Source organism: Enterococcus spodopteracolus, assembly GCF_030441955.1.
In the GTDB taxonomy this organism is placed as follows: Bacteria; Bacillota; Bacilli; order Lactobacillales; family Enterococcaceae; genus Enterococcus_B; species Enterococcus_B spodopteracolus.
The window spans coordinates 289,676-314,285 of sequence record NZ_JARJHD010000003.1 but is presented as its reverse complement, the minus strand read 5'-3'; the positions used below and the strand labels follow the sequence as shown (position 1 = coordinate 314,285).

Sequence of the window (24,610 nt, the reverse complement as noted above, 5' to 3'; positions counted from 1 at the left end):
TAAAAGTAGAAATTATTCAAAAGTTATACACATATTTTCCACAACCGTTTTTTCTTTTCTCTTCTAGCATTTTTATAGTTTTCCACAGTATCAACAGTACCTAATACTTTTATTACTTTATTTACTAATAATAAAATAAATATATGGCAAAGGAGATCTACAATGAAAGTAACCTTAAACCGCGCAACATTTATGCAAGAATTGCAAACTGTTCAGCGTGCGATTTCAAGTAAAACGACAATCCCTATTTTGACAGGGGTTAAAATCACCCTCAATCAAGAAGGACTGACTTTAACAGGTAGTAATGCAGATATTTCAATTGAAACATTTCTATCTGTTGAAAATGAAAAAGCACAAATGCAAATTGAAGCAACAGGAGCCATTGTGCTACAAGCTCGCTTCTTCAGTGAAATCATTCGTCGATTACCCGAAGAAATCTTTACGCTAGAAGTGTTAGAGAACAAACAAGTGGCCATTACTTCAGGGAAAGCGAATTTCTTAGTGAATGGGTTAGATGCAGATAATTACCCTCATCTTCCTGTTGTAGAGAGTCACAACCAGATGAAATTGCCTGTACATGTATTGACAAAATTGATCAATGAAACAGTGTTTGCTGTTTCTCAACATGAAAGTCGCCCAATTCTTACAGGTGTCCATTTCATTTTGAAAGACAACTCGTTATTAGCAGTAGCAACTGACTCACATCGTTTGAGTCAACGAGTAATCCCGATCGAACAATCAGCTGATCAATTCGATATCGTGATTCCTGGAAAAAGTTTGACTGAATTATCACGTTCATTGACAAATGAAGAAGATATCGTAGAAATCAGTATTATGGAAAACCAAGTATTGTTCAAAACTGAAAATATGTATTTTTATTCACGCTTGTTAGAAGGGAATTATCCCGATACGAATCGTTTGATTCCTTCAAGTTTCAATACCGAAGTTGAATTTTCTGTCCCAAGCTTTTTAGCAGCGATTGAGCGTGCCTCCTTGCTCTCACATGAAGGACGCAACAATATCGTTCGTTTGTCGATCCAGCCTGATTCTGTTGTTCTATACGGTAATTCTCCTGAAATCGGGAAAGTTGAGGAGAGCTTGAACTTTACGACTAGCACGGGTGATCCATTAGATATTTCATTCAACCCAGACTATATGAAAGCTGCCTTGCGTGCATTTGGTGACATGAGTATCAAAGTAAAATTTATTTCTGCCATTCGTCCATTTACGTTAGAACCAACGGAAGATGGGGTACAATTCATCCAATTGATCACTCCAGTACGTACAAACTAAAATACTAATTGAAAATAAACTGAAAAATAAACCATTTTAAACAGAAGGCCCTAAAATCAATTTTAAGGCTTTCTGTTTCTTTTTGTCCAAATCACCTTTTTTCATTTAAATCCGCTCATATGGAAAAATATATGGATAAATTTGTTTTCTTGCGAAAAAAAGGGTATAATAAAGTATACTTTTAATAATGAAAATGAGGGATGAAGAGTGAAACAACAAGTCATTCTAAAAACTGAGTTTATGACGTTGGGTCAAATGCTGAAAGAAGTCACCGTCATCGGCAGTGGTGGACAAGCAAAATGGTATTTAGCAGAAAACACGGTTTTGGTTGATGGCGAGCCAGAAAATCGTCGTGGACGAAAGCTTTATCCCGGTATGATGATCGAAGTTCCAGAAGCAGGAACTTTTTTTATGGTAAAAAAAGGGAATAACGATAATGAGGCTGAATAAGCTACACCTCAAAAATTATCGAAACTATCAAGAATTGCAAATTGATTTTTCCAAAAACCTCGTGATTTTTTTAGGAGAAAATGCCCAAGGAAAAACGAATCTTTTGGAAAGTATTTATGTGCTTGCAATGACAAGAAGTCATCGTACAAATAGTGAACAAGAGTTGATTGGATGGAACGATGAGCAGTCGATGATCCAAGGGGAGATTACAAGAGGAACCACTAAGATCCCATTAGAGATCCAACTGTCTAAAAAAGGACGAAGAACAAAGATCAATCATATCGAACAAAAGAAGTTGAGTAGTTATGTTGGACAATTGAATGTCATTTTATTTGCTCCTGAAGATCTTTCTTTAGTGAAAGGAAGCCCACAGATCCGACGCAAATTTTTAGATATGGAATTAGGTCAAATCAATCCAATCTATCTTTACGATCTTGTCCAATATCAAGCAATCCTAAAGCAGAGAAATCAATATTTGAAGCAATTGAATGAGAAAAAACAAACGGATTTACTTTATCTTGATATTTTATCTGAACAACTAGCAGAATTTGGTAGCAAAGTACTAAAGGCAAGAGCGCAGTTTATCAAACGTTTAGAATATTGGGCAAATTCTTTACATCAACAAATCACGCATCAAAGAGAACAGTTGGCAATCGAATATGTGACCACCCTCTCTTCTTTAGACACTATGACAGTTCAAGAGATCCAGTCACAATTTTTAACGTTGCTCGAACAAAACAAAAAGAAAGATCTCTTTCGAGGGACAACGACTGTGGGTCCCCATCGAGATGACCTTTCTTTTTTTGTCAATGAAAAAAACGTGCAAAATTTTGGTTCTCAAGGTCAACAGCGAACAACGGCATTAAGTGTCAAATTAGCAGAAATCGATTTGATCAAAGAAGAAACAGGCGAGTATCCGATCCTATTACTGGATGATGTAATGAGTGAGTTAGACGACCAGCGTCAACTCCATTTACTTGAAACGATCGAAGGGAAAGTACAGACATTCTTAACTACTACTTCCCTGGATCACGTTAAAAATAAAATGACTGTTGAACCTGAGATTTTTTATGTTCAGCAGGGAGAAATAAAAGGAGAATAAACATACATGACAGAAGAAAGAAGTTTAGTCGAGCGCGCAAAAGAATATGATGCCAGTCAGATTCAAGTGCTTGAAGGTCTTGAAGCCGTTCGGAAACGTCCGGGGATGTACATTGGTTCAACAAGTTCAGAAGGACTTCACCACTTAGTATGGGAAATCGTCGATAATTCGATCGATGAAGTCTTGGCAGGATTTGCGACAAAGATCCAAGTCATCATTGAGGAAGACAACAGTATCACTGTCATTGATGATGGTCGTGGGATTCCGGTCGATATCCAAGCGAAGACCGGTCGTCCAGCTGTAGAAACAGTTTTTACTGTCTTGCATGCGGGTGGTAAATTTGGCGGAGGCGGCTACAAAGTATCCGGTGGTCTTCATGGGGTTGGTTCGTCCGTTGTGAATGCACTATCGACACTATTAGATGTCAAAGTGTACAAAGATGGCAAGATCTATTACCAAGAATATCGTCGTGGAGCGGTAGTCGATGATTTGAAAGTCATCGGTGACACTGATTTAAGTGGAACGACCGTTCACTTCATTCCAGACCCAGAAATCTTTACAGAAACGACAACTTTCGACTTTAATAAATTGGCGACTCGTATTCGTGAGCTGGCTTTCTTGAATCGTGGGATGAAAATCTCAATTGAAGATCGTCGCGAAGAAAAGCCTGTCGTGAAAGAATACCATTATGATGGTGGAATCAAAAGCTACGTCGAATATTTAAATGCGAGCAAAACAGTGATTTTCCCAGAACCTGTTTATTTAGAAGGGGAGCAACAAGAAATCACTGTCGAAGTTTCGATGCAATATACAGACGGTTATCATTCCAATATCATGAGTTTTGCCAACAATATCCATACGTACGAAGGCGGAACACATGAATCAGGATTTAAGACAGCTTTGACAAGGGTCATCAATGATTATGCACGTAAGCAAAAATTGATGAAAGAAAATGATGATAATTTGACAGGTGAAGATGTGCGTGAAGGATTGACAGCAGTCATTTCGATCAAGCATCCAGATCCTCAGTTTGAAGGACAAACGAAAACAAAATTAGGAAACTCAGAAGTACGTACGGTCACTGATCGTTTGTTCAGTGAGCATTTCATGAAATTCTTATTGGAAAACCCAAGTGTGGGCCGTCAGATCGTCGAAAAAGGACTACTTGCCTCTAGAGCCCGCTTAGCGGCTAAACGCGCGCGCGAAGTGACGCGGAGAAAAGGGGCATTGGAAATCAGTAATTTACCAGGTAAATTAGCCGATTGTTCAAGTAATGATCCTGAAAAATGCGAATTATTCATCGTCGAAGGAGATTCTGCCGGCGGCTCAGCGAAACAAGGACGAAGTCGCGAATTCCAAGCAATTTTACCGATTCGTGGGAAAATCTTGAACGTAGAAAAAGCGAGTATGGATAAAATTTTAGCGAACGAAGAAATTCGCTCATTGTTTACAGCGATGGGGACAGGGTTTGGTGAAGATTTCGACGTGTCCAAAGCACGTTACCATAAATTAGTCATCATGACCGATGCCGATGTCGATGGTGCCCACATTCGTACATTGCTATTGACGCTTTTTTATCGTTATATGCGCCCAATCGTGGAAGCTGGCTATGTTTATATCGCGCAACCACCGCTATATGGCGTTAAACAAGGAAAGAAAATCACGTATGTCCAACCAGGGAAAAATGCCGAAGAAGAGTTGAGAAAAGTCATCGAATCATTACCAGCAACACCAAAACCAAGCGTTCAACGATACAAAGGGCTTGGTGAGATGGATGATCATCAACTATGGGAAACGACGATGGACCCAAGCAAACGTATGATGGCTCGTGTCAGTGTCGATGATGCAATTGCTGCCGATGAAGTATTTGAAATGTTGATGGGCGATCGAGTGGAACCTCGTCGTGCATTCATTGAAGAAAATGCTCACTATGTTAAAAATCTAGATATTTAATCATGAAGGAGGAAGAAAAATGAGTGAAGAAATCAGAGAAAACATCCATGATGTCAATCTAACTAGCGAAATGAAAGACTCCTTCATAGATTACGCCATGAGTGTCATTGTCGCTCGGGCTCTACCAGATGTTAGAGATGGATTAAAACCAGTTCACCGCCGTATTTTATATGGGATGAATGAACTAGGTGTCACACCAGACAAAGCACACAAGAAATCAGCCAGAATCGTGGGGGACGTCATGGGTAAATACCATCCCCATGGTGATAGTGCGATCTATGAGTCAATGGTTCGGATGGCGCAGCCTTTTAGCTATCGCTACATGTTAGTAGATGGTCATGGAAACTTTGGGTCAGTTGATGGAGATGGCGCAGCAGCGATGCGTTATACTGAAGCCAGAATGAGTAAGATCGCGACAGAAATGTTACGTGATATCAATAAAAATACGGTCGATTTCCAAAGCAACTATGATGATACGGAAAAAGAACCAGTTGTCTTACCGGCACGTTTTCCTAACTTATTAGTCAATGGTACGACAGGGATCGCGGTTGGGATGGCGACGAATATCCCACCACATAATCTGACAGAAGTTGTAGCAGCGATTGATCTATTGATGGAAAATCCAGATGTGACAACCAATGAATTGATGGAAGTCTTACCTGGTCCTGATTTTCCTACAGGCGGATTAGTCATGGGGAAATCTGGTATTCGTCGAGCGTATGAAACAGGAAAAGGTTCGATCACTGTTCGAGCAAAAGTAGAAATCACGGAAATGCCAAATGGAAAAGAGCGGATCTTAGTCACTGAATTGCCATATATGGTCAATAAAGCGAAATTGATTGAGCGAATTTCAGAATTGCACCGTGACAAACGAATTGAAGGTATCACGGATCTAAGAGATGAATCTTCTCGTGAAGGAATGCGTATCGTGATCGATGTGCGTCGTGACGCGAGTGCCTCTGTCATTTTGAACAATCTCTACAAATTGACATCCTTACAAAACTCATTTGGTTTCAATATGTTAGCAATCGAAAAAGGCGTACCGAAAGTTCTAAGCTTGAAGCAGATCCTTGAAAATTATATCGAACACCAACGCGAAGTTATTACACGTCGTACGGTCTTTGAAAAGGATAAAGCAGAAGCAAGAGCACATATCTTAGAAGGACTACGCATCGCCTTAGATCATATTGATGAAATCATCGCGATCATTCGTGGGTCCAAATCAGATGAAGAAGCGAAAAACACGATGATCGAACGCTTCGAACTTTCTGACCGTCAGTCGCAAGCAATCTTAGATATGCGTTTACGCCGTTTGACTGGTTTGGAAAGAGAAAAAATCGAAAATGAATACCAAGAATTATTGAAACTCATTGAAGATCTAGCTGATATTCTTGCTCGCCCTGAACGCGTAACAGAAATCATCCAAACTGAACTTGCTGAATTGAGTCAACGATTTGGCGACAAACGTCGTACAGAATTACTGGTCGGTGAAGTCTTGAGTTTAGAAGACGAAGATTTAATCGAAGAAGAAGAAATCGTGATCACATTGACGAATAATGGCTATATCAAACGTTTAGCCAACAACGAATTCCGCGCACAACGTCGTGGGGGCCGAGGCATCCAAGGAATGGGTGTTCATAACGATGATTTCGTGAAAAATCTTGTTTCTTGCTCAACACATGATACATTGCTTTTCTTTACCAATAACGGAAAAGTGTATCGTGCGAAAGGATACGAGATCCCAGAGTACGGACGTACAGCAAAAGGGATTCCGATCATCAACTTACTTGGCATTGATTCAAGTGAGAAGATCCAAGCAATCATCGCAGTAACTGGTGAAGCAGAGGAAGGACATTACTTGTTCTTTACTACGCGACAAGGAACAGTCAAACGTACGACTGTCACTGCTTTTGCCAATATCCGTAGCAATGGGTTGATTGCGATTGGTTTGAAAGAAAATGATGAATTGGTCAACGTCTTATTGACTGATGGCAAATCAAACATCATCATTGGTACACACGATGGATATTCTGTGACTTTTGCAGAAGATGCCGTTCGTGATATGGGACGTACAGCCTCTGGGGTTCGTGGGGTTCGTTTGAGAGAAGACGATTATGTCGTTGGAGCAGCCTTGATGAACGAGGATCATGAAGTCTTGATCATCACAGAAAAAGGTTATGGAAAACGTACCAAGGTTTCTGAGTATCCTGTCAAAGGACGTGGGGGTAAAGGGATCAAAACTGCGAATATCACTGAGAAAAATGGTCCATTAGCTGGATTGACCACGGTAACAGGCGAAGAAGATATTATGTTGATCACAGACAAAGGTGTCATCATCCGCTTCAACGTTTCAACGGTTTCTCAGACAGGTCGGGCAACGCTAGGCGTACGCTTGATCAAGATGGAAGCAGAAACGAAAGTGGTGACCATGGCAGCAGTAGAACCAGAACCTGCGGAAGAAACGACTGTCGAAGCAGAGACAGTTGATGTGGAAACAGGTCATACAGAAGAATAGAAAATAGGCGTAAAACAAAAGTGAAGGTCTAAAATCAAAACTTCCAAGAATAGGTAAAACTATCTTTGGGAGTTTTTGGTCGTCTTAAAAGAAAAATTTGGAAAACAAAGAACAGCAGCTTGCTTTTTTAGTGCGTTGCGTGTATAATCGAGGATTGTGAGTAGTCTAATTTATTAGAAAACTCTCCTTGCTCTTGGGAAAGCTGAGAGCCGAAAGTCCATAGGGAGGTGAAAAATCAATGGAAAACACGAAATATGAAATCATGTATATTATTCGTCCAAACATTGATGAAGAAGCAAAAACTGCTTTAATCGAACGTTTCGATTCAATCTTGAAAGATAACGGAGCTGAAGTTATCGAATCAAAAGATTGGGAAAAACGCCGTTTAGCATACGAAATGAACGGTTACCGTGAAGGTATCTATCACATCGTTAAAGTATCTTCTCCATCATCAGCAGATGCAATCAACGAGTTTGATCGTCTTGCTAAAATCAATGACGATATCGTTCGTCATATGATCGTAAAAGAAGAAGCTTAATTATTGTTTCACATGGAACAATCAAACGATGAGAGGAGATGACCATTTTGATTAATAACGTTGTACTAGTTGGACGTCTGACAAAAGATCCGGATTTACGATATACATCAAGTGGCACTGCTGTAGCAACGTTCACTTTAGCTGTTAATCGTAACTTCACGAGCCAAAACGGCAACCGTGAGGCGGATTTTATTAATTGTGTGATTTGGCGAAAATCAGCAGAAACACTAGCAAACTATGCACATAAAGGAACTCTTTTAGGTGTAACTGGTCGTATTCAAACGCGTTCTTATGATAATCAACAAGGACAACGTGTGTACGTAACAGAAGTAGTTGCTGAAAACTTCCAATTATTGGAAAGTCGTGCAGCATCTGAAAACCGTCAACAAAGCGGTGGCTACCAAGACACTGGTCAATCGACAAATAATTTTGGCGGAAACGGCGGAAACAATAACTATAATCAAACATCTCAATCATCCAACGGTATGCCTGATTTTGATCGTGATTCTTCTGATCCATTCGGATCAAGCTCAACGATCGACATTTCAGACGATGATTTACCATTCTAAACGAATTTGATAGGAGGGAAATAGAATGGCACAACAAAGAAGAGGCGGACGTAAACGTCGTAAAGTAGACTACATCGCTGCTAACCATATTGAATATATCGATTATAAAGATATCGAATTACTAAAAAGATTTATCTCAGAACGCGGTAAAATTTTGCCACGTCGTGTAACAGGTACAGGCGCTAAAAACCAACGTAAAATTACGATTGCAATCAAACGAGCACGTATCATGGGATTACTACCATTCGTTGGCGAAGAATAATTCGCTTTAGAAATGATTCTGTAGGAATACCCAATCGTTTCAAACCATTACAGAGGAAGTTATGACTACTGTCGTGACTTCCTCTTTTTGTTCCATTTAGGTGTTTAGTCGCTTACATGACATGAGTTATGGTAAAATTAGGCTAATCAGTTACGGGAGGAAAGACATGGATAAAGAAAAAATAAAAGTAAGCCCGAGCCCTCTGCTCATTCTTTTATTGATCCTTGCAGAAGTTTTGGTTGTATTATTGATGCCATTTCGATTGATCAGTGCGTTATTCATCCTGATCGTGAATCTATTTTGTATTCGTTATGGTTTAAAGATGAAACGGTGGTTGACTCTAAGGAATCGTGACAAGATCCAACAAGCTTCCACAGTTGCGGAATCCAATTTGAATTATGTTTCTGAGATCATGCCTGTCGGAATCATTTCTTACCAACCAGCGACACAAACCATTGATTGGCTGAATCCTTTCGCATTGAATGTGAAAGACCAAAGCTCTTTATTGGAAACAGACTTGTTAGAAACTTTTTTTTCAGCAAAAGAAAAAAAGAAAAATCAAGTCTATTTAGCTGACAAAACGTTTCAATTTGAATTGGATACGGTGAAAGGGGTCGTTTACTTTATTGACGTGACCCAGAACCAATTACTGAAGATTCATCAAGTGAATAGCCAGCCAATCATCGGTATTCTTTCAATCGATAACTATGCAGATACGGTCGATAAATTGGATGAAAAAGAAGTTTCTTATTTGAACTCCTTCATTACGACACTGATTTCTGATTGGATGAATGAATATCATGTGTTTTTTAAACGAATCAATTCAGAGCGCTTTTTCTTTTTTGGACAGATGAGCGACTTAAAGAAAATGATGGATAAGAAATTTGATCTCTTAGATCGCTTACGAGCTGAAGCTGAAAGACAAAATCATCCGTTGACACTTAGCATGGGGATCGCCTATGGGCAACAGTCGCTAGAAGAAATCGGCAGTGAAGCTCAAAACAACTTAGATATTGCCTTAGTTCGTGGGGGGGATCAAGTTGTGGTGAAAGAAGTTCGCGAAGGTGCAAAACCCACTTATTATGGGGGGAAATCAGCGACAACAATCAAGCGTACGCGCGTTCGTTCACGGGCGATGAGTACTGCTTTACGCAAAATCTTTGATGAAACAGGCGATGTATTTATTATGGGGCATCGCTTCCCTGATATGGACGCTATCGGTTCAGCCGTTGGAGTCAGTTGTCTGGCGCGCTTCAATCAGAAAAAAGCCTATATCGTCATCGATGAAAAAGAAATCATTCCAGATGTGGAACGCTGTTTAACAGAAATCCATAAAGAACCAGAGTTGGAGATGCAATTGATTACGCCAGAACGTGCAATGGAGCTTAAGAAAGCCAAGGATCTACTTGTAATGGTCGATTACCATAAACCATCGCTATCGATCTCTCAGAGCCTTTACGAGCAATTTGATAAAATCGTGATCATTGACCATCATCGTCGAGGCGAAGAGTTTCCAAGCAAACCGCTCTTAACGTATATTGAATCTTCTGCGTCTTCTGCCTCTGAATTAGTCACAGAATTGATCCAATACCAAAGTAGCCGAACCAATCGGATCAGCCGTTTAGAAGCGACGTTGTTGTTAGCTGGCATGACCGTTGATACGAATAACTTCAATGTGCGAACGACAGCACGTACGTTTGATGTTGCAAGCTATTTAAAGACTTGTAGTGCGGACGCATCCTTAGTACAATATTTATTGAGCTCTGATTTAGCCACTTATTTAGAAATCAGCCACTTGATCGCCCACAATGAACAAGTGACGGAGGATATTGTGGTGGCAGCAGGGACGGATGAAAAAGAGTATAATAGTGTTATCGCAGCAAAAACAGCAGATACATTGCTCTCAATGGTCAATATCAACGGCGCTTTCGTCATTACGAAACGGACGGATGGCTTAGTTGGTATCAGTGCCCGCAGCACAGGAACGATCAATGTCCAATTGATCATGGAATCCTTAGGCGGTGGCGGACATTTCACCAACGCGGCAACACAACTGGAAAATGTGACTGTAGAAGAAGCAAAACAACAACTGCTCGCTGCTATCCAAGAAAATATGAATCAATTATATAAAAAGGAGTAGATGAGATGAAAGTCATTTTCTTACAAGATGTTAAAGGCAAAGGCAAAAAAGGCGATGTCAAGGAAGTTCCTACAGGCTATGCGCAAAATTATTTAATCAAAAACAATCTGGCAAAAGAAGCAAATAAAAGTAGCATCAGTCAGTTAGAAGGACAGAAAAAAGCCCAAGAAAAACAAGAAGCAGAAATTCTTGAAGAAGCCAAAAAATTAAAAGAATTTCTTGAAAAAGAAGAAACAGTCGTAGAATTAAAAGCCAAAGCGGGAGAAGATAGCCGTTTATTTGGCTCGATTCCATCAAAACAAATCGCTGAAGGCTTGAATAAGCAATACAAAGTAAAATTAGACAAACGTAAAATCGAGTTGAATAACCCAATTCGTACGTTAGGTTATACCAACGTACCTGTGAAACTACACCATGAAGTAACTGCAACGATCAAGGTACACGTTGTCTCTGAATAAACGAAAAGAACATGTGACGAAATCACTTCGATAAATCAGCCGCAGAGGACAAAAATCGCTTTCGATTATTTTTGACTTTTGCGGCCTATTTTCGAAGGAAGAGCTTTTGGAACAGATGTTCATTTTAGGGATGACTTTTCTGCCATTTTCTTGTAAAATGAAGCAATTGAAAGCAAGGAGCGATAGAATATGAGTGAAGTGTGGCAGGATCGAATTCCACCGCAAAATATTGAAGCTGAGCAAGCGGTTCTAGGTTCTGTTTTTCTAGACGCTGAAACGATCATCGATGCCATGGAGTACATAGAACCGAAAGATTTTTATCGTCGGGGACATCAAATCATTTTTGAAATCATGATCGAATTGAATGACCGTAGTGAAGCGATTGATGTCGTGACCGTCAAAGATCGTTTGGAGCAACGAAATCTCTTGGAAGATGCTGGTGGAGTCAGTTACTTATCTGATTTAGCTTTAGCTGTACCAACGGCAGCAAACATTGTCTACTACGCAAAAATCGTGGAAGAAAAATCATTGCTCCGTAATTTGATCCAAACAGCAACAGGGATCGTTACTAGAGGATTTGAACAAGGAGAAGAAGTCCAATCCATCTTAGATGATGCGGAACGTAGCATTCTTGAAGTATCAGAAAAACGTAACCGTAGCGGGTTCTTATCCATTGCGGAAGTCTTGAATTCTACGATTGAAAATATTGACCAACTCGCGCAAAACAATGAAGAGATCACAGGTTTGCCAACTGGTTACCAAGGATTAGATAAAATGACTGCTGGCTTCCAAGCAGAAGAGCTGATTATTTTGGCTGCACGTCCGGCAGTAGGAAAAACAGCCTTTGCCTTGAATATTGCCCAAAATGTTGGCACAAAAACGGATCGTTCTGTAGCGATCTTCAGTTTGGAAATGGGGGCAGAATCACTGGTCAACCGGATGCTTTGTGCAGAAGGTTCGATTGAAGCGAGTCACTTACGTACGGGACAGCTGTCCGAAGAAGAATGGTCCAATTTGATTGTTGCGATGGGTAGTTTATCTAAAGCAAATATCTTTATTGATGATACACCAGGGATCAAAATCTCTGAGATACGAGCAAAATGTCGGAAACTTGCACAAGAAAAAGGAAATCTAGGCTTGATACTCATCGATTACTTGCAGTTGATCGAAGGAAATGGGAAAGAAAACCGTCAACAAGAAGTATCCGATATCTCACGTCAATTGAAAAAACTAGCGAAAGAATTAAAAGTTCCCGTCATTGCTCTTTCCCAGCTTTCTCGTGGAGTGGAACAACGCCAAGATAAACGACCTGTCTTAAGTGATATCCGTGAGTCTGGTTCGATCGAGCAGGATGCGGATATCGTGGCATTCTTATATCGTGATGATTACTACGAACGTGAAGGTGGCGAAGATGGTGATGCGCCAGAACCACAAAACGATAATGTGATCGAAGTCATCATTGAAAAAAACCGGAGTGGAGCAAGGGGAACGGTCGAATTGCTCTTTATCAAAGAATACAATAAATTTTCCTCGCTTTCTCCGCGAGAAGAATATTAGAATGAATAAATCTGAATAAATCAAACATCGAGGTCGGGACAGAAGTGTTTAGCCTCGAAAAATAAGGTGCCAGCCACGAAAATTGTTCTTCAAATTTTTGTGGCTGGCACCTTATTTTTCGAAGAGGTTACTTCTATTCCCAAAGTTTATTCGATTTTAGGTGGTGCGAGAGGACGAATCTCCGGACATGTTTTTTTCAAACTCAGTCAGGTCAGGCTCCTACTTGTTAGTAACTAATGGAACATAGCAAATCATAATGTTCGCCTTTTAAACGTTTTCTCTAAAATATATTAAATATCATTCGATTTTAGTTGAATAAACTTTGAAGTATTGTTACAATAATTCAGGATTAAATAATATTAAATGAGGTGTTCAAATGTCATCTGTAGTAGTAGTGGGTACACAATGGGGCGACGAAGGGAAAGGAAAAATTACTGACTTTCTTAGTGAAAATGCTGAAGTGATCGCACGGTACCAAGGTGGCGACAATGCGGGACACACAATTAAATTCGATGGTGTTACGTATAAACTGCATTTGATTCCTTCGGGGATTTTTTACAAAGATAAAATCAGCGTGATCGGGAATGGTGTGGTAGTCAATCCGAAGTCTTTAGTCAAAGAATTGGCTTATTTACATGAAAAAAATGTGACGACAGATAATTTACGTATTTCTGATCGTGCGCATGTGATTTTACCGTATCATATCAAATTAGACCAATTGCAAGAAGATGCAAAAGGAGACAATAAAATCGGTACGACCATCAAAGGGATCGGACCTGCTTATATGGATAAAGCCGCTCGTATCGGTATCCGTGTAGCCGATTTATTAGATAAAGAAATTTTTGAAGAGCGTTTACGAGTGAATCTAGACGATAAAAACCGTCAATTTGTGAAAATGTTCGATTCTGAGCCAATCGACTTTGAAGAAATCTTTGAAGAATACTACGAATATGGCCAACAAATCAAACAATACGTAACGGATACATCAGTTATCTTAAATGATGCGTTAGATGCAGGAAAACGTGTTTTATTTGAAGGCGCACAAGGTGTGATGTTGGATATCGATCAAGGAACGTATCCGTTTGTTACCTCATCGAATCCAGTGGCTGGTGGTGTGACGATCGGTAGTGGTGTCGGACCTTCAAAAATCAATAAAGTGGTCGGTGTATGTAAAGCTTACACTTCACGTGTGGGAGATGGCCCATTCCCTACTGAATTGTTTGATGAAACAGGTCAACAAATTCGTGAAGTTGGTCGCGAATACGGTACAACAACTGGACGTCCACGTCGTGTCGGCTGGTTTGATACAGTCGTGATGCGTCACTCAAAACGTGTGTCAGGTATCACGAATCTATCATTGAATTCGATCGATGTCTTGAGCGGTTTAGAAACAGTGAAAATCTGTACAGCATACGAATTAGACGGTGAACGAATCTATCATTATCCAGCGAGTTTGAAAGAATTGAACCGTTGCAAACCAATCTACGAAGAATTGCCAGGTTGGTCAGAAGACATTACTGCTTGTCGTACACTAGCTGAATTACCAGAAAATGCACGTAACTATGTAAGACGTATCTCAGAGCTTGTAGGCGTGCGTATTTCAACATTTTCAGTAGGTCCAGACCGAAACCAAACAAATATCCTAGAAAGCGTGTGGGCGCAAATCTAGGCCTTTCAGTGATGATTCGCTAACAGGAACATTCTTTTAAGAATGAGTGGACCACTGAAATCACGAGAAATAAAGCGACAACCACGAAAATTGTTTTTCTAATTTTTGTGGTTGTCGCTTTATTTCCCAAGAGATTACTCCTGTTACCACTATTTATCGGTTTTAGGGTGACACACAAAAATGAATGTGACTTTTGTTTTAGACTTATCGTGTTCATTTAAGCGTTCGCTTGATTTACTTGTACCAAGTACAACGAATATAAGAGCTGAAGTTATTTAAAATTAAAGGAGTTTGCTATAATAGACTGCGATGAAAAGTGGAGAAAAAAAGGAGTTGGAACGAATGTATCAAATAGTCACAGATTCATGTTGCGATCTGCCCTATCAAGTGTTAGCAAATGCAAATGTTGATTTTTTATCCATGGAGATCCAGATTGGTGAGGAAATACGAATCGATGATCTGGGAAAAACATTTGATTATGAAGGGTACATCCAACAGTTACGTGAAGGAGCAATGCCTACGACCTCACAAATCAATGTGGGTCGCTATTTGGAGTTCTTCCGTAGTTATGTGGAGAAAGGTATCCCAGTTTTGTACGTTGCTTTTTCGAGTGGCATGAGTGGTTCTTACAGCAGTGCCTTACAAGCAGTCGAATTATTGAAAGAAACCTATGAAGACCCACAAGTTCATGTGTTTGATACGAAAGCCGCAAGTATCGGGGAAGGATTACTTGTATTAGAAGCTGTTCGTTTGAAAGAATCGGGTTATTCTTTGGAAGAAACATTGGCTTGGTTACAAAATAATTATCTCAAAGTTCATTCTTGGGTAACCGTTGATGATTTAAAGCATTTAGAACGAGGAGGACGCATCTCTAGAGCAAGTGCTGCTATTGGTAGTCTGTTAAGCGTGAAACCGATCATTACCGTTGAACCAAGTGGTCATTTAAAGAATGTCGATAAAGTGCGTGGCAGAAACAAATCCATTCAAAAAATCGTGGAGGAAACGGTCAAAACGATCGTAGCACCATTGGAACAAACGGTGTATATCGCTTATGCCGGAGACCTAGAAAGTGCTGAGAAAGCCAAAAAATTATTAGAAGAAAATATCAAAACAAAAGAAATCAAACTCTATCCCTTAGGACCAACGATCGCCAGTCATACAGGCTACGGGTGTATCGCCATCTTTTCAATGGGTGTGAGTCGATAAAAAAGAAAAACAGCTGTACAACGTAAGAGTACTCACGTTGTACAGCTGTTTTTATAGTTATTTTTGGAATATTTAGTTCCACAATTGTTCTAATTGTTTTTGGATGTCTTTGTTCTCTAAGAATTCATCATATGTCGTATCTGCACGATCGATCACGCCTTTATCAGAAACAGCAATGATACGATTTGCTAACGTTTGGATGAATTGGTGGTCATGAGAAGCAAACAGGATCGAACCTGAAAATGCCATCAAACCATCATTCAATGCAGTAATTGATTCTAAATCTAAATGATTCGTTGGGTCGTCTAAGACAAGGACGTTTGCTTTTGAAAGCATCAATTTAGAAAGCATGCAACGAACTTTTTCGCCCCCAGAAAGAACATTCACTGGTTTTAGTACTTCCTCACCAGAAAACAACATACGGCCTAAGAAGCTACGTAAGAACGTATTGTCGTCTTCTTCTTTACTTGCATATTGACGTAACCAATCAAGAATCGTTAAGTCCGTATCGAATTCCTTCGTTGTATCCTTTGGTAGATAAGCATTGCTTGTTGTTACACCCCAACGGACAGTACCAGTATCAGGTGTTAAATCACCCATGATGACTTTAAATAGCGTTGTGGTTGTTATATCGTTTTCGGCAACGAATGCTACCTTGTCTTCTTTGTTTAATGTAAATGATATATCATTTAAAATCTTTTTACCATCTATTGTGACACTAACGTTTTCTACTTGTAGTAAGTCATTTCCAATTTCACGCTCTGGTTTGAATCCAACGAAGGGATAGCGACGTGAAGAAGGTTGGATATCATCCAATGTGATTTTTTCTAACATTTTTTTACGGGATGTTGCTTGTTTTGATTTTGACGCATTTGCACTGAAACGTGCGATAAAGTCTTGTAATTCTTTGATTTGTTCTTCTTTTTTCGCATTGGCGTTCGCTTGTAACTTAGTCGCTAATTGGCTTGATTCTAACCAGAAATCGTAGTTTCCTACATAAAGCTTGATTTTTCCAAAGTCTAAATCTGCCATGTGGGTACATACTTTATTTAAGAAGTGACGGTCATGGGAAACAACGATCACTGTATTCTCAAATTCAATCAAAAATTCTTCTAACCAGTTGATCGATTGGATATCTAGTCCGTTTGTCGGCTCATCTAAAAGTAAAACATCTGGTTTACCGAATAGCGTTTGCGCAAGCAACACTTTTACTTTTTGTCCACCAGTTAGTTCGCTCATCAATTGATGATGTAATTCTTCAGGAATGTTCAATCCTTGAAGTAGAACCGCTGCTTCTGGCTCTGCTTCCCATCCGTTTAATTCTGCGAATTCGCCTTCTAGTTCTGCGGCGCGAATCCCATCTTCATCTGTGAAATCTTCTTTCATATAGATGGCATCTTTTTCTTTCATTACTTCATATAAACGTTTATGGCCCATGATCACTGTTTCCATCACAGTATATTCTTCATAGTCATAGTGGTTTTGTTTCAAAACAGCCATACGTTCATCTGGTCCTAATGTGACAGAGCCTGTTGAAGGTTGCAAGTCACCTGATAATACTTTAAGGAATGTTGATTTACCTGCGCCATTTGCTCCAATTAAGCCATAACAATTGCCGGGAGTGAATTTTATATTAACATCATCAAATAGTTTGCGATCTGAAAAGTGCAAACTTACATCATTTACAGTAATCAATTTTTTTCCTCACTTTATGTTTATAATATTTGCCAAGTCTTCTAGAATTATATAGGGGAATGTTGAAAGTTTCAAGGAAATCAGTAATTCTTTACGTTTCACGTGAAACAAGCAAAAGAATAAAAGGGATAAACCGTTTTTTTACAACTAAAGCATTTTCATAAATGCTAAATTTTTGAAGTTATTTAAATAGGAGCGTAAGATAGAAATAGATTAGAAGAAAGTAGAAAAATTGATTGGGGTTCACTCGTTTTAGGGATATTATTTGTTTTAGTTTCCTTGATTTCTTTTCGCGATCCAGTAGGTAACTTAGTTGCTATCGTTATTGTATTTGCTATTTTTGCGATCCTAAAAGGATTATTTGAGTTATTTCTACGTAGTCGAGTAAAAGAACTGACAGGATATAAAGGTAAGATGCCGATGGTGATTGGGATTATCGATTTATTGATTGGGATCTTTTTCATTTTCAATATTGGTGCTGGGGTAGTTGCACTACCTTATGTATTCGCTGTTTGGTTTATTATTGATTCTGTTTTGGCTTTATTTACTGCTGATTTATTCAGAGGAATAAGTGAAGGACATTATTGGTTTACGGTGGTCATTAATGTATTGGGTATCTTACTAGGTATCATGTTATTATTCAATCCTTTATCCTCTGCGTTGACGCTAAGTTTCTTAGTTGGATTTTACTTTATGGTCGTTGGGATCAATCAGATCGTGTATGCACTTAGCTAACCGATAAAAGAAAATATCTACGTTTTTTAATGGTAGGTTTTGTAAAACATTAGCAGATTAGTAATAAAGTAAGTATATGGTATTTGAAAAAGAGCCACTCTCGATTCTATCAATACATAGAATCGGGAGTGGCTCTTTTTTCATTGGGGTGTGCCCTTTCGAAGGGCTTTTACAACTGATTAGACAAAAGTTGCGTATATATTTCATGAAGCACCGGCATACCATGTACTTCGTATTTTTCTTTGAAGCGTTCGATTTCGTCTTCGCTATACTTTCTTGGGTCTAAGTGTAAGTCTTCGACAGGTAAGGGCCGTTTATTGGGGATCTTGACGTCGATCACTACTGGTCGATCAGATTTCGCCGCAGCATCGAAGGCAGGGCGTAATTGCTCGTAGTGCGTGATCGTGAAGCCATCGGCACCTAAGGCTTCGCAGGCTTTCCCAAAATCAGCTTGTTCAAGAGAAACACCAAATTTTTGTTGTTCAGTGTCTTCTTGTTCTGCTTCGATAAATCCGAATGAATCATTTGAGAAAACGACATTGATGATTGGCAACTGATAGCTGACTTGGGTCAAGATATCTTGCATCACCATTGCAAAACCGCCGTCTCCGCTTAAAGTAAAGACTTGTTTCTCCGGAAAGCTTAATTTAGCAGCAATTCCTCCTGGTACACCGTTGCCCATCGTCGCAAACCAACCAGAAGTAGTGTGTAACTGCTCACCAGTCATGTTCAGTAAACGAATCGAATGAATAGTCGTATTTCCAACATCTGTCACAAAAATAGCATCACGTTCGGCAATTCGGTTGATTTCTTTATAGACCGTTTCTGGTCGAATCGATGGCTCCGTGGGTTCTTCAAACGACGTTAACCAACGCCGCCAATTGCGAAGATTTTCTTGATTGGCTAGATACCAAGCATCTTCTAAGCGTTCTTTCCCCAATTCAACTAGGTTTTCTAACGTTGTTTTTCCATCACCTAAGATCGCTAAATCGGTGTGGTGGCGGCGGCCGAATTTAGCGGCATCAATATCGACTTGGATAAAGGCTGATTCTGGATTGAAAAAGGTTCGCCCAAAAGGGAAATCACTTCCTACAAATAAAATCAAATCGGCTTCTGCCAATGCTTCATTCGCAGGTTTTGTCGCTACCCGACCTGCAAATCCAAGAAAATTTTTGTCTTCATCTGGCACGATTCCTTTTGCTAAAACAGAAGCAACCACTGGCATTTTGAAATATTCGGTAAATTTCTTGATCTGATCATAGCCATGACGAACACCTTGACCGATGAACAAGACAGGTTTTTGAGCTTGTTCGAGATAAGGAAGGGCTGCTTTCACGTCTTCAATCTCAGGGAGGATCACCCCTGTTTTGTACGTGGAAGCATTAGAAACATCCTGCCACTCGATTTCTTCAAAACCAAAATCAACTGGGATCGTCACAACAGCGACTCCTTGATGTGCATAAGCTGCCTTGATAGCTTCATCAACGACATAAGGTAAACTTTCTGGTGTCATGACTGTCCGATTATAAACACTAACATCAGCGAAAATTGGATTTTCATTTAATTCTTGAAAGGCAGTATAATTCATAGAAGTCGAAGCCACTTGTCCTAAAAGGGCGACAACTGGGACGTGATCCATTTGGGCATCGTAAAGCCCGTTGATCAAATGAGTGGCTCCAGGACCAGCTGAGCCAAAGACAGCTCCGACTTTTCCTGTTAATTTGGCATCCGCTGCGGCAGCTAACGCGCCCACTTCTTCGTGACGTACTTGGATATAATCGATTTGGTCTTTTTCATGGTACAACGCATCCATAATGGAATTGAACGAACCACCCGGAATCCCATAAATATGATCAACTTCCCAGCTTTCAAGCACTTTTACCATGGCAATACCGGCATTTATCGTTGACATTTTGATCCACTCCTTAAAAAAACAAATTATATTTATTGTCTAAAGTATAAATCTTCCTTATCAAAAGCCCAACTAAAGCGACTTTCAACTAAGTAGAGTGAATTGCCAGTAATGTGTGAAACTATGTTATAGTGGATTCAAAATGTTAGGAGGAAGAGTATGCTGAAAATCGGTATTATGAGCGGTGCTTCGATCGTGCCACGTGTTGTGGAGGGGATCAATGAAAGTGGCGTGGCACAAGCTGTCGCAATTGCGACACGTCGCTTAGAAAAGGCGCAACAGTTAGCCACAGAGTTAGGTATTCCAAAAGCGTATGGCAGTTACGAAGCGTTACTTTCTGATAACGAGATAGCACTGATTTATATTCCATTGATCAATCACTTGCATTTTTCAGCCGCGAAAGCCGCGATCCAAGCGAAAAAACATGTGCTTTTAGAGAAGCCTTTTACGCTACATTCGGAGCAAGCACAAGAACTCTATGCCTTGGCTAAGGAACACAAGGTTTTTCTCATGGAAGCGCAAAAAGCCCTATTTCTACCTGCGATCGAAGACGTAAAAAAAACTATTGGATCAGGAAAAATCGGTAAAGTACAATTGGTGGAGATCCGTGATGCAAGACCAGGATCGGAGAAGATTCCTTGGTTTTGGAAGATGGAACAAGGAGGTGGCGTATTGATTTCCAACGCCTCTTACCCATTAAGTGTCAGTCAATATTTATTTGGTACAGGATTTGATGAATATAACGGCTTATGTGTAGACCATGGAGAAGGTCTGACCGACGAAGAGTGTATGGTCAACCTGAAGAAGAAAGACCTTTTAATCAGTTTATTCCTTACGACAAAAATGGATTTTACTAGTACGTATACCATCGTTGGAGAAAAAGGCACGATCATCATCCCTAACTATTGGAAAACAGACCATTATACGATCCAGATGAACAACGGAGAAGTGTTAACAAAAGATTTTCCAATGGATAGTGAATTTGTCTTTGAGATCCGTCATGTCGCCGATTTACTTTCCTCAGGTAAGAAGCAAGATACGGTGGTCGATCCAAACATGACTATTACAAATGTTCAAGTCGTTGATGATCTTTACTATAAGTGGTTTGGAGATGATTGGAAAAGCGTGAGGGGATAACCGCTTAGAATAAAGGATCATCAGATTAATAGTAGAATAGTAGTCACATTTTTGGCAATATGCTAGAGTAAGAATAAAAAGGTGAAAGGGGAATGGTATGGTTGATTGGTTACTGAAGCTAGAACCTTGGCAGCAAGCGTTGATGGGTACGGCGTTTACTTATTTTATGACTGCGCTTGGGGCTGGCTTAGTTTTTTTCTTTAAAGAAATCAAAAAAGATGTACTCAATTTGATGTTAGGTTTCGCTTCGGGAGTGATGATCGCCGCCAGTTTTTGGTCTTTATTAGATCCGGCAATCACAAAAGCAGAAGAAAATGGTGATATTGCTTGGCTTGTGGTGAGTATTGGTTTTGGGCTAGGAGGATTATTTTTATACATTGCCGACAAAACCTTACCACACATGCATTTTGGTCCAGCACACGAAAAAGAAGGCTTACCGACACATTTAAAACGCACGATTTTGCTTGTCTTTTCCATTACCTTGCATAATATTCCAGAAGGATTAGCAGTAGGTGTAGCATTTGGTGCAGCGGCCACTGCAGATAATCCAACGACTGCGGTGCTAGCAGCGATCTCCGTTGCTTTAGGGATTGGTATTCAAAACTTTCCAGAAGGTGCGGCTGTTTCGATTCCTCTTCGACAAGAAGGATTAAGTCGAACAAAAGCCTTTGTCTATGGGCAAGCTTCAGGAGTGGTCGAACCGATTGCTGGAGTCATCGGGGCAATCTTAGTGACAAAAGTTGCAGTCTTACTACCTTATGCTTTGGCTTTTGCTGCAGGTGCAATGATTTACGTCGTCGTGGAGGAATTGATTCCTGAAGCGCAACAAACACTTTCAAGTAAACGACACTATGCAGTTTTTGGTGTTATGACTGGTTTTATTATCATGATGATCTTAGATGTTGCATTAGGATAAATGATATATCATTTGAAAGATATAAAAAAAGAGGCAGAAAATTTCTGTCTCTTTTTGCTTTTCATATAGGAATTTACTATTAGTAGTATTTTCTTTGTTGCGTGGTGCGAGTGATCCAACGGACTAACCAAATCGCAATTGCTGCTGGAATCAATAATTTAATACCTAACCATAATAAACCACTGATCACGCCAACGAATAGATTAAGGACAAAGCTAGCTACGACGAAACCTATCACTAATAGAATGATTGTTTGAAACGTATTTCTTTTTTGCATGATGATCGCCTCTTTTCTCGTTTGATAAACTTCTCAATAGAAGTTACGCTTGCTGTTTTCTATATAGTAAGTATAGCAAGGATTGCTTGACTTAGCCTCCACCCAGAGCCCGATTTCTACTTGCTACTTTGGTGTGAAAAGGTTGCTTTTTTGCCCTTGTTACGAATAAAATGAAGCGAAAGGAGCGGAAAGTCATGCCGAAAAATCGATTAGAAGCCTTTACAGACGCCGTGATCGCTATTATTATGACGATTTTAGTTTTGGAGCTACATGAACCACACTCAGATACCCTAGAAGCGCTAGTTGCACTTGCGCCACGTTTTTTTATTTATATCATTAGTTTCTTTACCCTATGCATTTATTGGAATAACCATCATCATTTGTTTCAAGCCGTCCACAAAGTGAATGGGCGAGTGCTCTGGGTGAATAGCTTTTTTATTTTTTTCCTGTCACTGCTTCCTTTCGTTACCTCATGGATCAGCGAATACAGTAACAGCTTTGTCCCCGAAATGACCTATGGTATAGTGATATTAGGAGCTAATCTCACGTATTATTTGTTAGCAAGGACATTAGTTGCCTCAGAGGAAGACGAGAATGTATCTATCAAAGAGTTGTTTGGCAATTATCGTAAATCCTACGTATCTGTTGGTTTGAATGTCGTGGGATTGATTCTCGGATATTTGATCGCGCCCATCTCCGTGTTAATTGTCAATATCTTGATTTTGGTTACTTGGTTGATCCCAAGTCGTAAAATTGAAGCGTACTATCGCTAAATACTTGAATAAAATAGTCAATCAAAAGACACAGAATAGTTAGGGAACATTCCTTTCCTGTTCTGTGTTTTTTCTTGTATGTTCTCGACTCGTTTAACGATTATAAAAAAATTTAACAGAAACATAAGTAAAAAATAAAAAAACAATCGAATTTTTTAGGCACAATGATAGTTAAAGAGGGATGCATATGAGAAAACGAAAAAATTTTATCCAGCAATCATTACAAGTTTTATTACCGTACTTATTTATGTAGAGCAATCGAGGTGTAATTTGCTCGTTCTCCTGTTGTCAGTTTTACTTACTGTCATCGTCACGATTAAAGGATAGACGATACAAAGAAGTAAAAAAACCTAAGCTCGATCAGTCACAAGGTCAAAGATGACGGATTTTGTGGACAAATAGAAGAGTCAATGAGTTATCCACAGTGGATAACTCATTATTAGATCAAGAATTTAGATAACAATCGCATTTGCTTGTTGTTGTTATTTTAAATAACATAGATAAACTGATACTAGAGGATGGACAGATATTCATTGGATCTCAAAAAAAAAGCAAACTGAAAGGAAGAGGAATTCCTTCGTTTCAGTTTGCTTTTTTGTAGTCTAAATATAAATTTATATTTACCCCTGCGGGGTATATCAGTGTGTGTTGTAAGGTTCTCCTTCAATGGATACATTGTTTTTATAGGCAAAGTAGCGATCATCTTTTTTCGCAATACCAAATGTATCAGAAACATGAATATTTTGTGGAGAGAATTTTATTGCTGGAATCGAGAACGATTGCTCTTTTGGATCAGTTACTCTGATTTCAAACGATAGTTCATTTTCATCTTCTTTTGTTAGCACGATATGGGGTGTATCATTAAAATTGATTTCTGTTACTTCGTAAATGCCTAAAAAATCGACCGAGTCACCAATGCTTTTCAATAATTGATTTTTTGTAGGAACATATTCCATTTTAATTTCGTCTGTTTGGATCATTTCAGCTTTGGAGGTAACATCTCGAACAGGAGAATTCAAAAAATGAATAAAAGAAAATAAACCGACACATGCAAACAAGCTACTGATCATTAAAATAATTTTCTTCATTTTCCTTACTTTTTGTCCTTTCTGTGTTCTCCAACGTATATGCCTGATGTTAAAATTAAAAAAACTTTATTTAACAATAAATTTTTATTTTTTTTTGTTATTAAAAATGATTTCTTTCATAGTATAAATTTAAAATACAAAAAAATAAAGTAGATTTCATAAATTCTTTGACTAGATGAAAAGCTTTTAATTTTAGATAGCTAAAACTATCTATATTATTACAAATAATGGTGGTTATTATTAATCAATTATAATATTTAATTAGTTATTTAATGTTTGATGGGAATTTCTGTTTGTTTAAGTGATGAAAATTGGTGTTATACTAGATAAAGTAAATTCGTTTAAATTTTTCTCTGGAAAACTCT

At 39.1% G+C, this 24,610-nt stretch carries 21 protein-coding genes; 17 read left to right on the top strand and 4 right to left on the bottom strand.

What is annotated here, in order from left to right; all coding sequences use genetic code 11:
* The first annotated feature begins 162 nt into the window (after window positions 1-162).
* The 13 genes from dnaN to P3R27_RS06500 all read left to right on the top strand — a co-directional run bounded on the left by dnaN (window position 163) and on the right by P3R27_RS06500 (window position 15,712).
* On the top strand, window positions 163-1,293 hold the full coding sequence (dnaN, locus tag P3R27_RS06560) for a DNA polymerase III subunit beta (protein ID WP_034689702.1): 1,131 nt from the start codon (window positions 163-165) through the stop codon (window positions 1,291-1,293).
* 207 nt (window positions 1,294-1,500) lie between these two features.
* Complete coding sequence (gene yaaA / locus P3R27_RS06555; protein ID WP_019723041.1) at window positions 1,501-1,743, top strand: S4 domain-containing protein YaaA; 243 nt, start codon at window positions 1,501-1,503, stop codon at window positions 1,741-1,743.
* A complete protein-coding gene (gene recF / locus P3R27_RS06550; RefSeq protein WP_301356791.1) occupies window positions 1,730-2,845 on the top strand; it encodes a DNA replication/repair protein RecF in 1,116 nt (371 codons plus the stop codon). The genes yaaA and recF overlap by 14 nt, the downstream gene beginning before the upstream one ends.
* A 6-nt stretch (window positions 2,846-2,851) precedes the next feature.
* Window positions 2,852-4,798 (top strand): DNA topoisomerase (ATP-hydrolyzing) subunit B, encoded by a 1,947-nt coding sequence (gene gyrB / locus P3R27_RS06545; protein WP_034689697.1) that lies wholly within the window; start codon window positions 2,852-2,854, stop codon window positions 4,796-4,798.
* Window positions 4,799-4,817: 19 nt separating this feature from the next.
* Window positions 4,818-7,313 (top strand): DNA gyrase subunit A, encoded by a 2,496-nt coding sequence (gene gyrA / locus P3R27_RS06540; RefSeq protein ID WP_034689696.1) that lies wholly within the window; start codon window positions 4,818-4,820, stop codon window positions 7,311-7,313.
* 238 nt (window positions 7,314-7,551) lie between these two features.
* On the top strand, window positions 7,552-7,851 hold the full coding sequence (rpsF, locus tag P3R27_RS06535) for a 30S ribosomal protein S6 (protein ID WP_019723039.1): 300 nt from the start codon (window positions 7,552-7,554) through the stop codon (window positions 7,849-7,851).
* Window positions 7,852-7,898: 47 nt separating this feature from the next.
* Window positions 7,899-8,420, top strand: a complete 522-nt coding sequence (gene ssb, locus P3R27_RS06530) for a single-stranded DNA-binding protein (protein WP_010734556.1) — start codon at window positions 7,899-7,901, stop codon at window positions 8,418-8,420.
* A 25-nt stretch (window positions 8,421-8,445) separates the two neighbouring features.
* Window positions 8,446-8,682, top strand: a complete 237-nt coding sequence (gene rpsR, locus P3R27_RS06525; protein WP_010734555.1) for a 30S ribosomal protein S18 — start codon at window positions 8,446-8,448, stop codon at window positions 8,680-8,682.
* A gap of 166 nt (window positions 8,683-8,848) precedes the next feature.
* Window positions 8,849-10,822: a DHH family phosphoesterase gene (locus P3R27_RS06520; protein WP_034689694.1), complete on the top strand. Its 1,974-nt coding sequence runs from the start codon at window positions 8,849-8,851 to the stop codon at window positions 10,820-10,822.
* 5 nt (window positions 10,823-10,827) lie between these two features.
* Entirely contained in the window at window positions 10,828-11,280 is a 453-nt protein-coding gene (rplI, locus tag P3R27_RS06515) for a 50S ribosomal protein L9 (protein WP_010734553.1), read from the top strand.
* Window positions 11,281-11,469: 189 nt separating this feature from the next.
* Window positions 11,470-12,837 carry a replicative DNA helicase gene (gene dnaB / locus P3R27_RS06510; protein ID WP_010734552.1) on the top strand — a complete coding sequence of 456 codons (1,368 nt, stop codon included), beginning with the start codon at window positions 11,470-11,472 and terminating at the stop codon, window positions 12,835-12,837.
* 376 nt (window positions 12,838-13,213) lie between these two features.
* Window positions 13,214-14,506, top strand: a complete 1,293-nt coding sequence (locus P3R27_RS06505) for an adenylosuccinate synthase (protein ID WP_034689693.1) — start codon at window positions 13,214-13,216, stop codon at window positions 14,504-14,506.
* A gap of 342 nt (window positions 14,507-14,848) precedes the next feature.
* Window positions 14,849-15,712: a DegV family protein gene (locus P3R27_RS06500; RefSeq protein ID WP_034689724.1), complete on the top strand. Its 864-nt coding sequence runs from the start codon at window positions 14,849-14,851 to the stop codon at window positions 15,710-15,712.
* A gap of 72 nt (window positions 15,713-15,784) precedes the next feature.
* Here P3R27_RS06500 and P3R27_RS06495 read toward each other — a convergent pair whose 3' ends face one another.
* The gene (locus tag P3R27_RS06495) at window positions 15,785-17,407 is read right to left on the bottom strand and encodes an ABC-F family ATP-binding cassette domain-containing protein (RefSeq protein WP_029594258.1); all 1,623 of its coding nucleotides are present in this window, start codon (window positions 17,405-17,407) and stop codon (window positions 15,785-15,787) included.
* Window positions 17,408-17,638: 231 nt separating this feature from the next.
* Between P3R27_RS06495 and P3R27_RS06490 the strand changes: the two genes are divergently transcribed.
* A complete protein-coding gene (locus tag P3R27_RS06490) occupies window positions 17,639-18,142 on the top strand; it encodes an HdeD family acid-resistance protein (RefSeq protein WP_301356794.1) in 504 nt (167 codons plus the stop codon).
* 169 nt (window positions 18,143-18,311) lie between these two features.
* On the opposite strand, the gene spxB is transcribed toward P3R27_RS06490, so the two are convergent.
* The gene (spxB, locus tag P3R27_RS06485; protein WP_284592275.1) at window positions 18,312-20,054 is read right to left on the bottom strand and encodes a pyruvate oxidase; all 1,743 of its coding nucleotides are present in this window, start codon (window positions 20,052-20,054) and stop codon (window positions 18,312-18,314) included.
* A 159-nt stretch (window positions 20,055-20,213) separates the two neighbouring features.
* Here spxB and P3R27_RS06480 point away from each other — a divergent pair, with 159 nt between their 5' ends.
* Together P3R27_RS06480 and P3R27_RS06475 are read left to right on the top strand one after the other, a co-directional pair.
* Complete coding sequence (locus tag P3R27_RS06480) at window positions 20,214-21,191, top strand: Gfo/Idh/MocA family protein (protein WP_034689687.1); 978 nt, start codon at window positions 20,214-20,216, stop codon at window positions 21,189-21,191.
* Between the two features lie 97 nt (window positions 21,192-21,288).
* Entirely contained in the window at window positions 21,289-22,107 is an 819-nt protein-coding gene (locus P3R27_RS06475) for a ZIP family metal transporter (RefSeq protein WP_034689684.1), read from the top strand.
* A gap of 79 nt (window positions 22,108-22,186) precedes the next feature.
* On the opposite strand, the gene P3R27_RS06470 is transcribed toward P3R27_RS06475, so the two are convergent.
* Window positions 22,187-22,384 carry a hypothetical protein gene (locus tag P3R27_RS06470; protein WP_034689681.1) on the bottom strand — a complete coding sequence of 66 codons (198 nt, stop codon included), beginning with the start codon at window positions 22,382-22,384 and terminating at the stop codon, window positions 22,187-22,189.
* A 194-nt stretch (window positions 22,385-22,578) separates the two neighbouring features.
* On the opposite strand from P3R27_RS06470, the gene P3R27_RS06465 reads away from it, so the two are divergent.
* Entirely contained in the window at window positions 22,579-23,157 is a 579-nt protein-coding gene (locus P3R27_RS06465; protein ID WP_034689679.1) for a TMEM175 family protein, read from the top strand.
* Between the two features lie 638 nt (window positions 23,158-23,795).
* Here P3R27_RS06465 and P3R27_RS06460 read toward each other — a convergent pair.
* Entirely contained in the window at window positions 23,796-24,245 is a 450-nt protein-coding gene (locus P3R27_RS06460; protein WP_034689676.1) for a hypothetical protein, read from the bottom strand.
* Window positions 24,246-24,610: the final 365 nt, after the last annotated feature.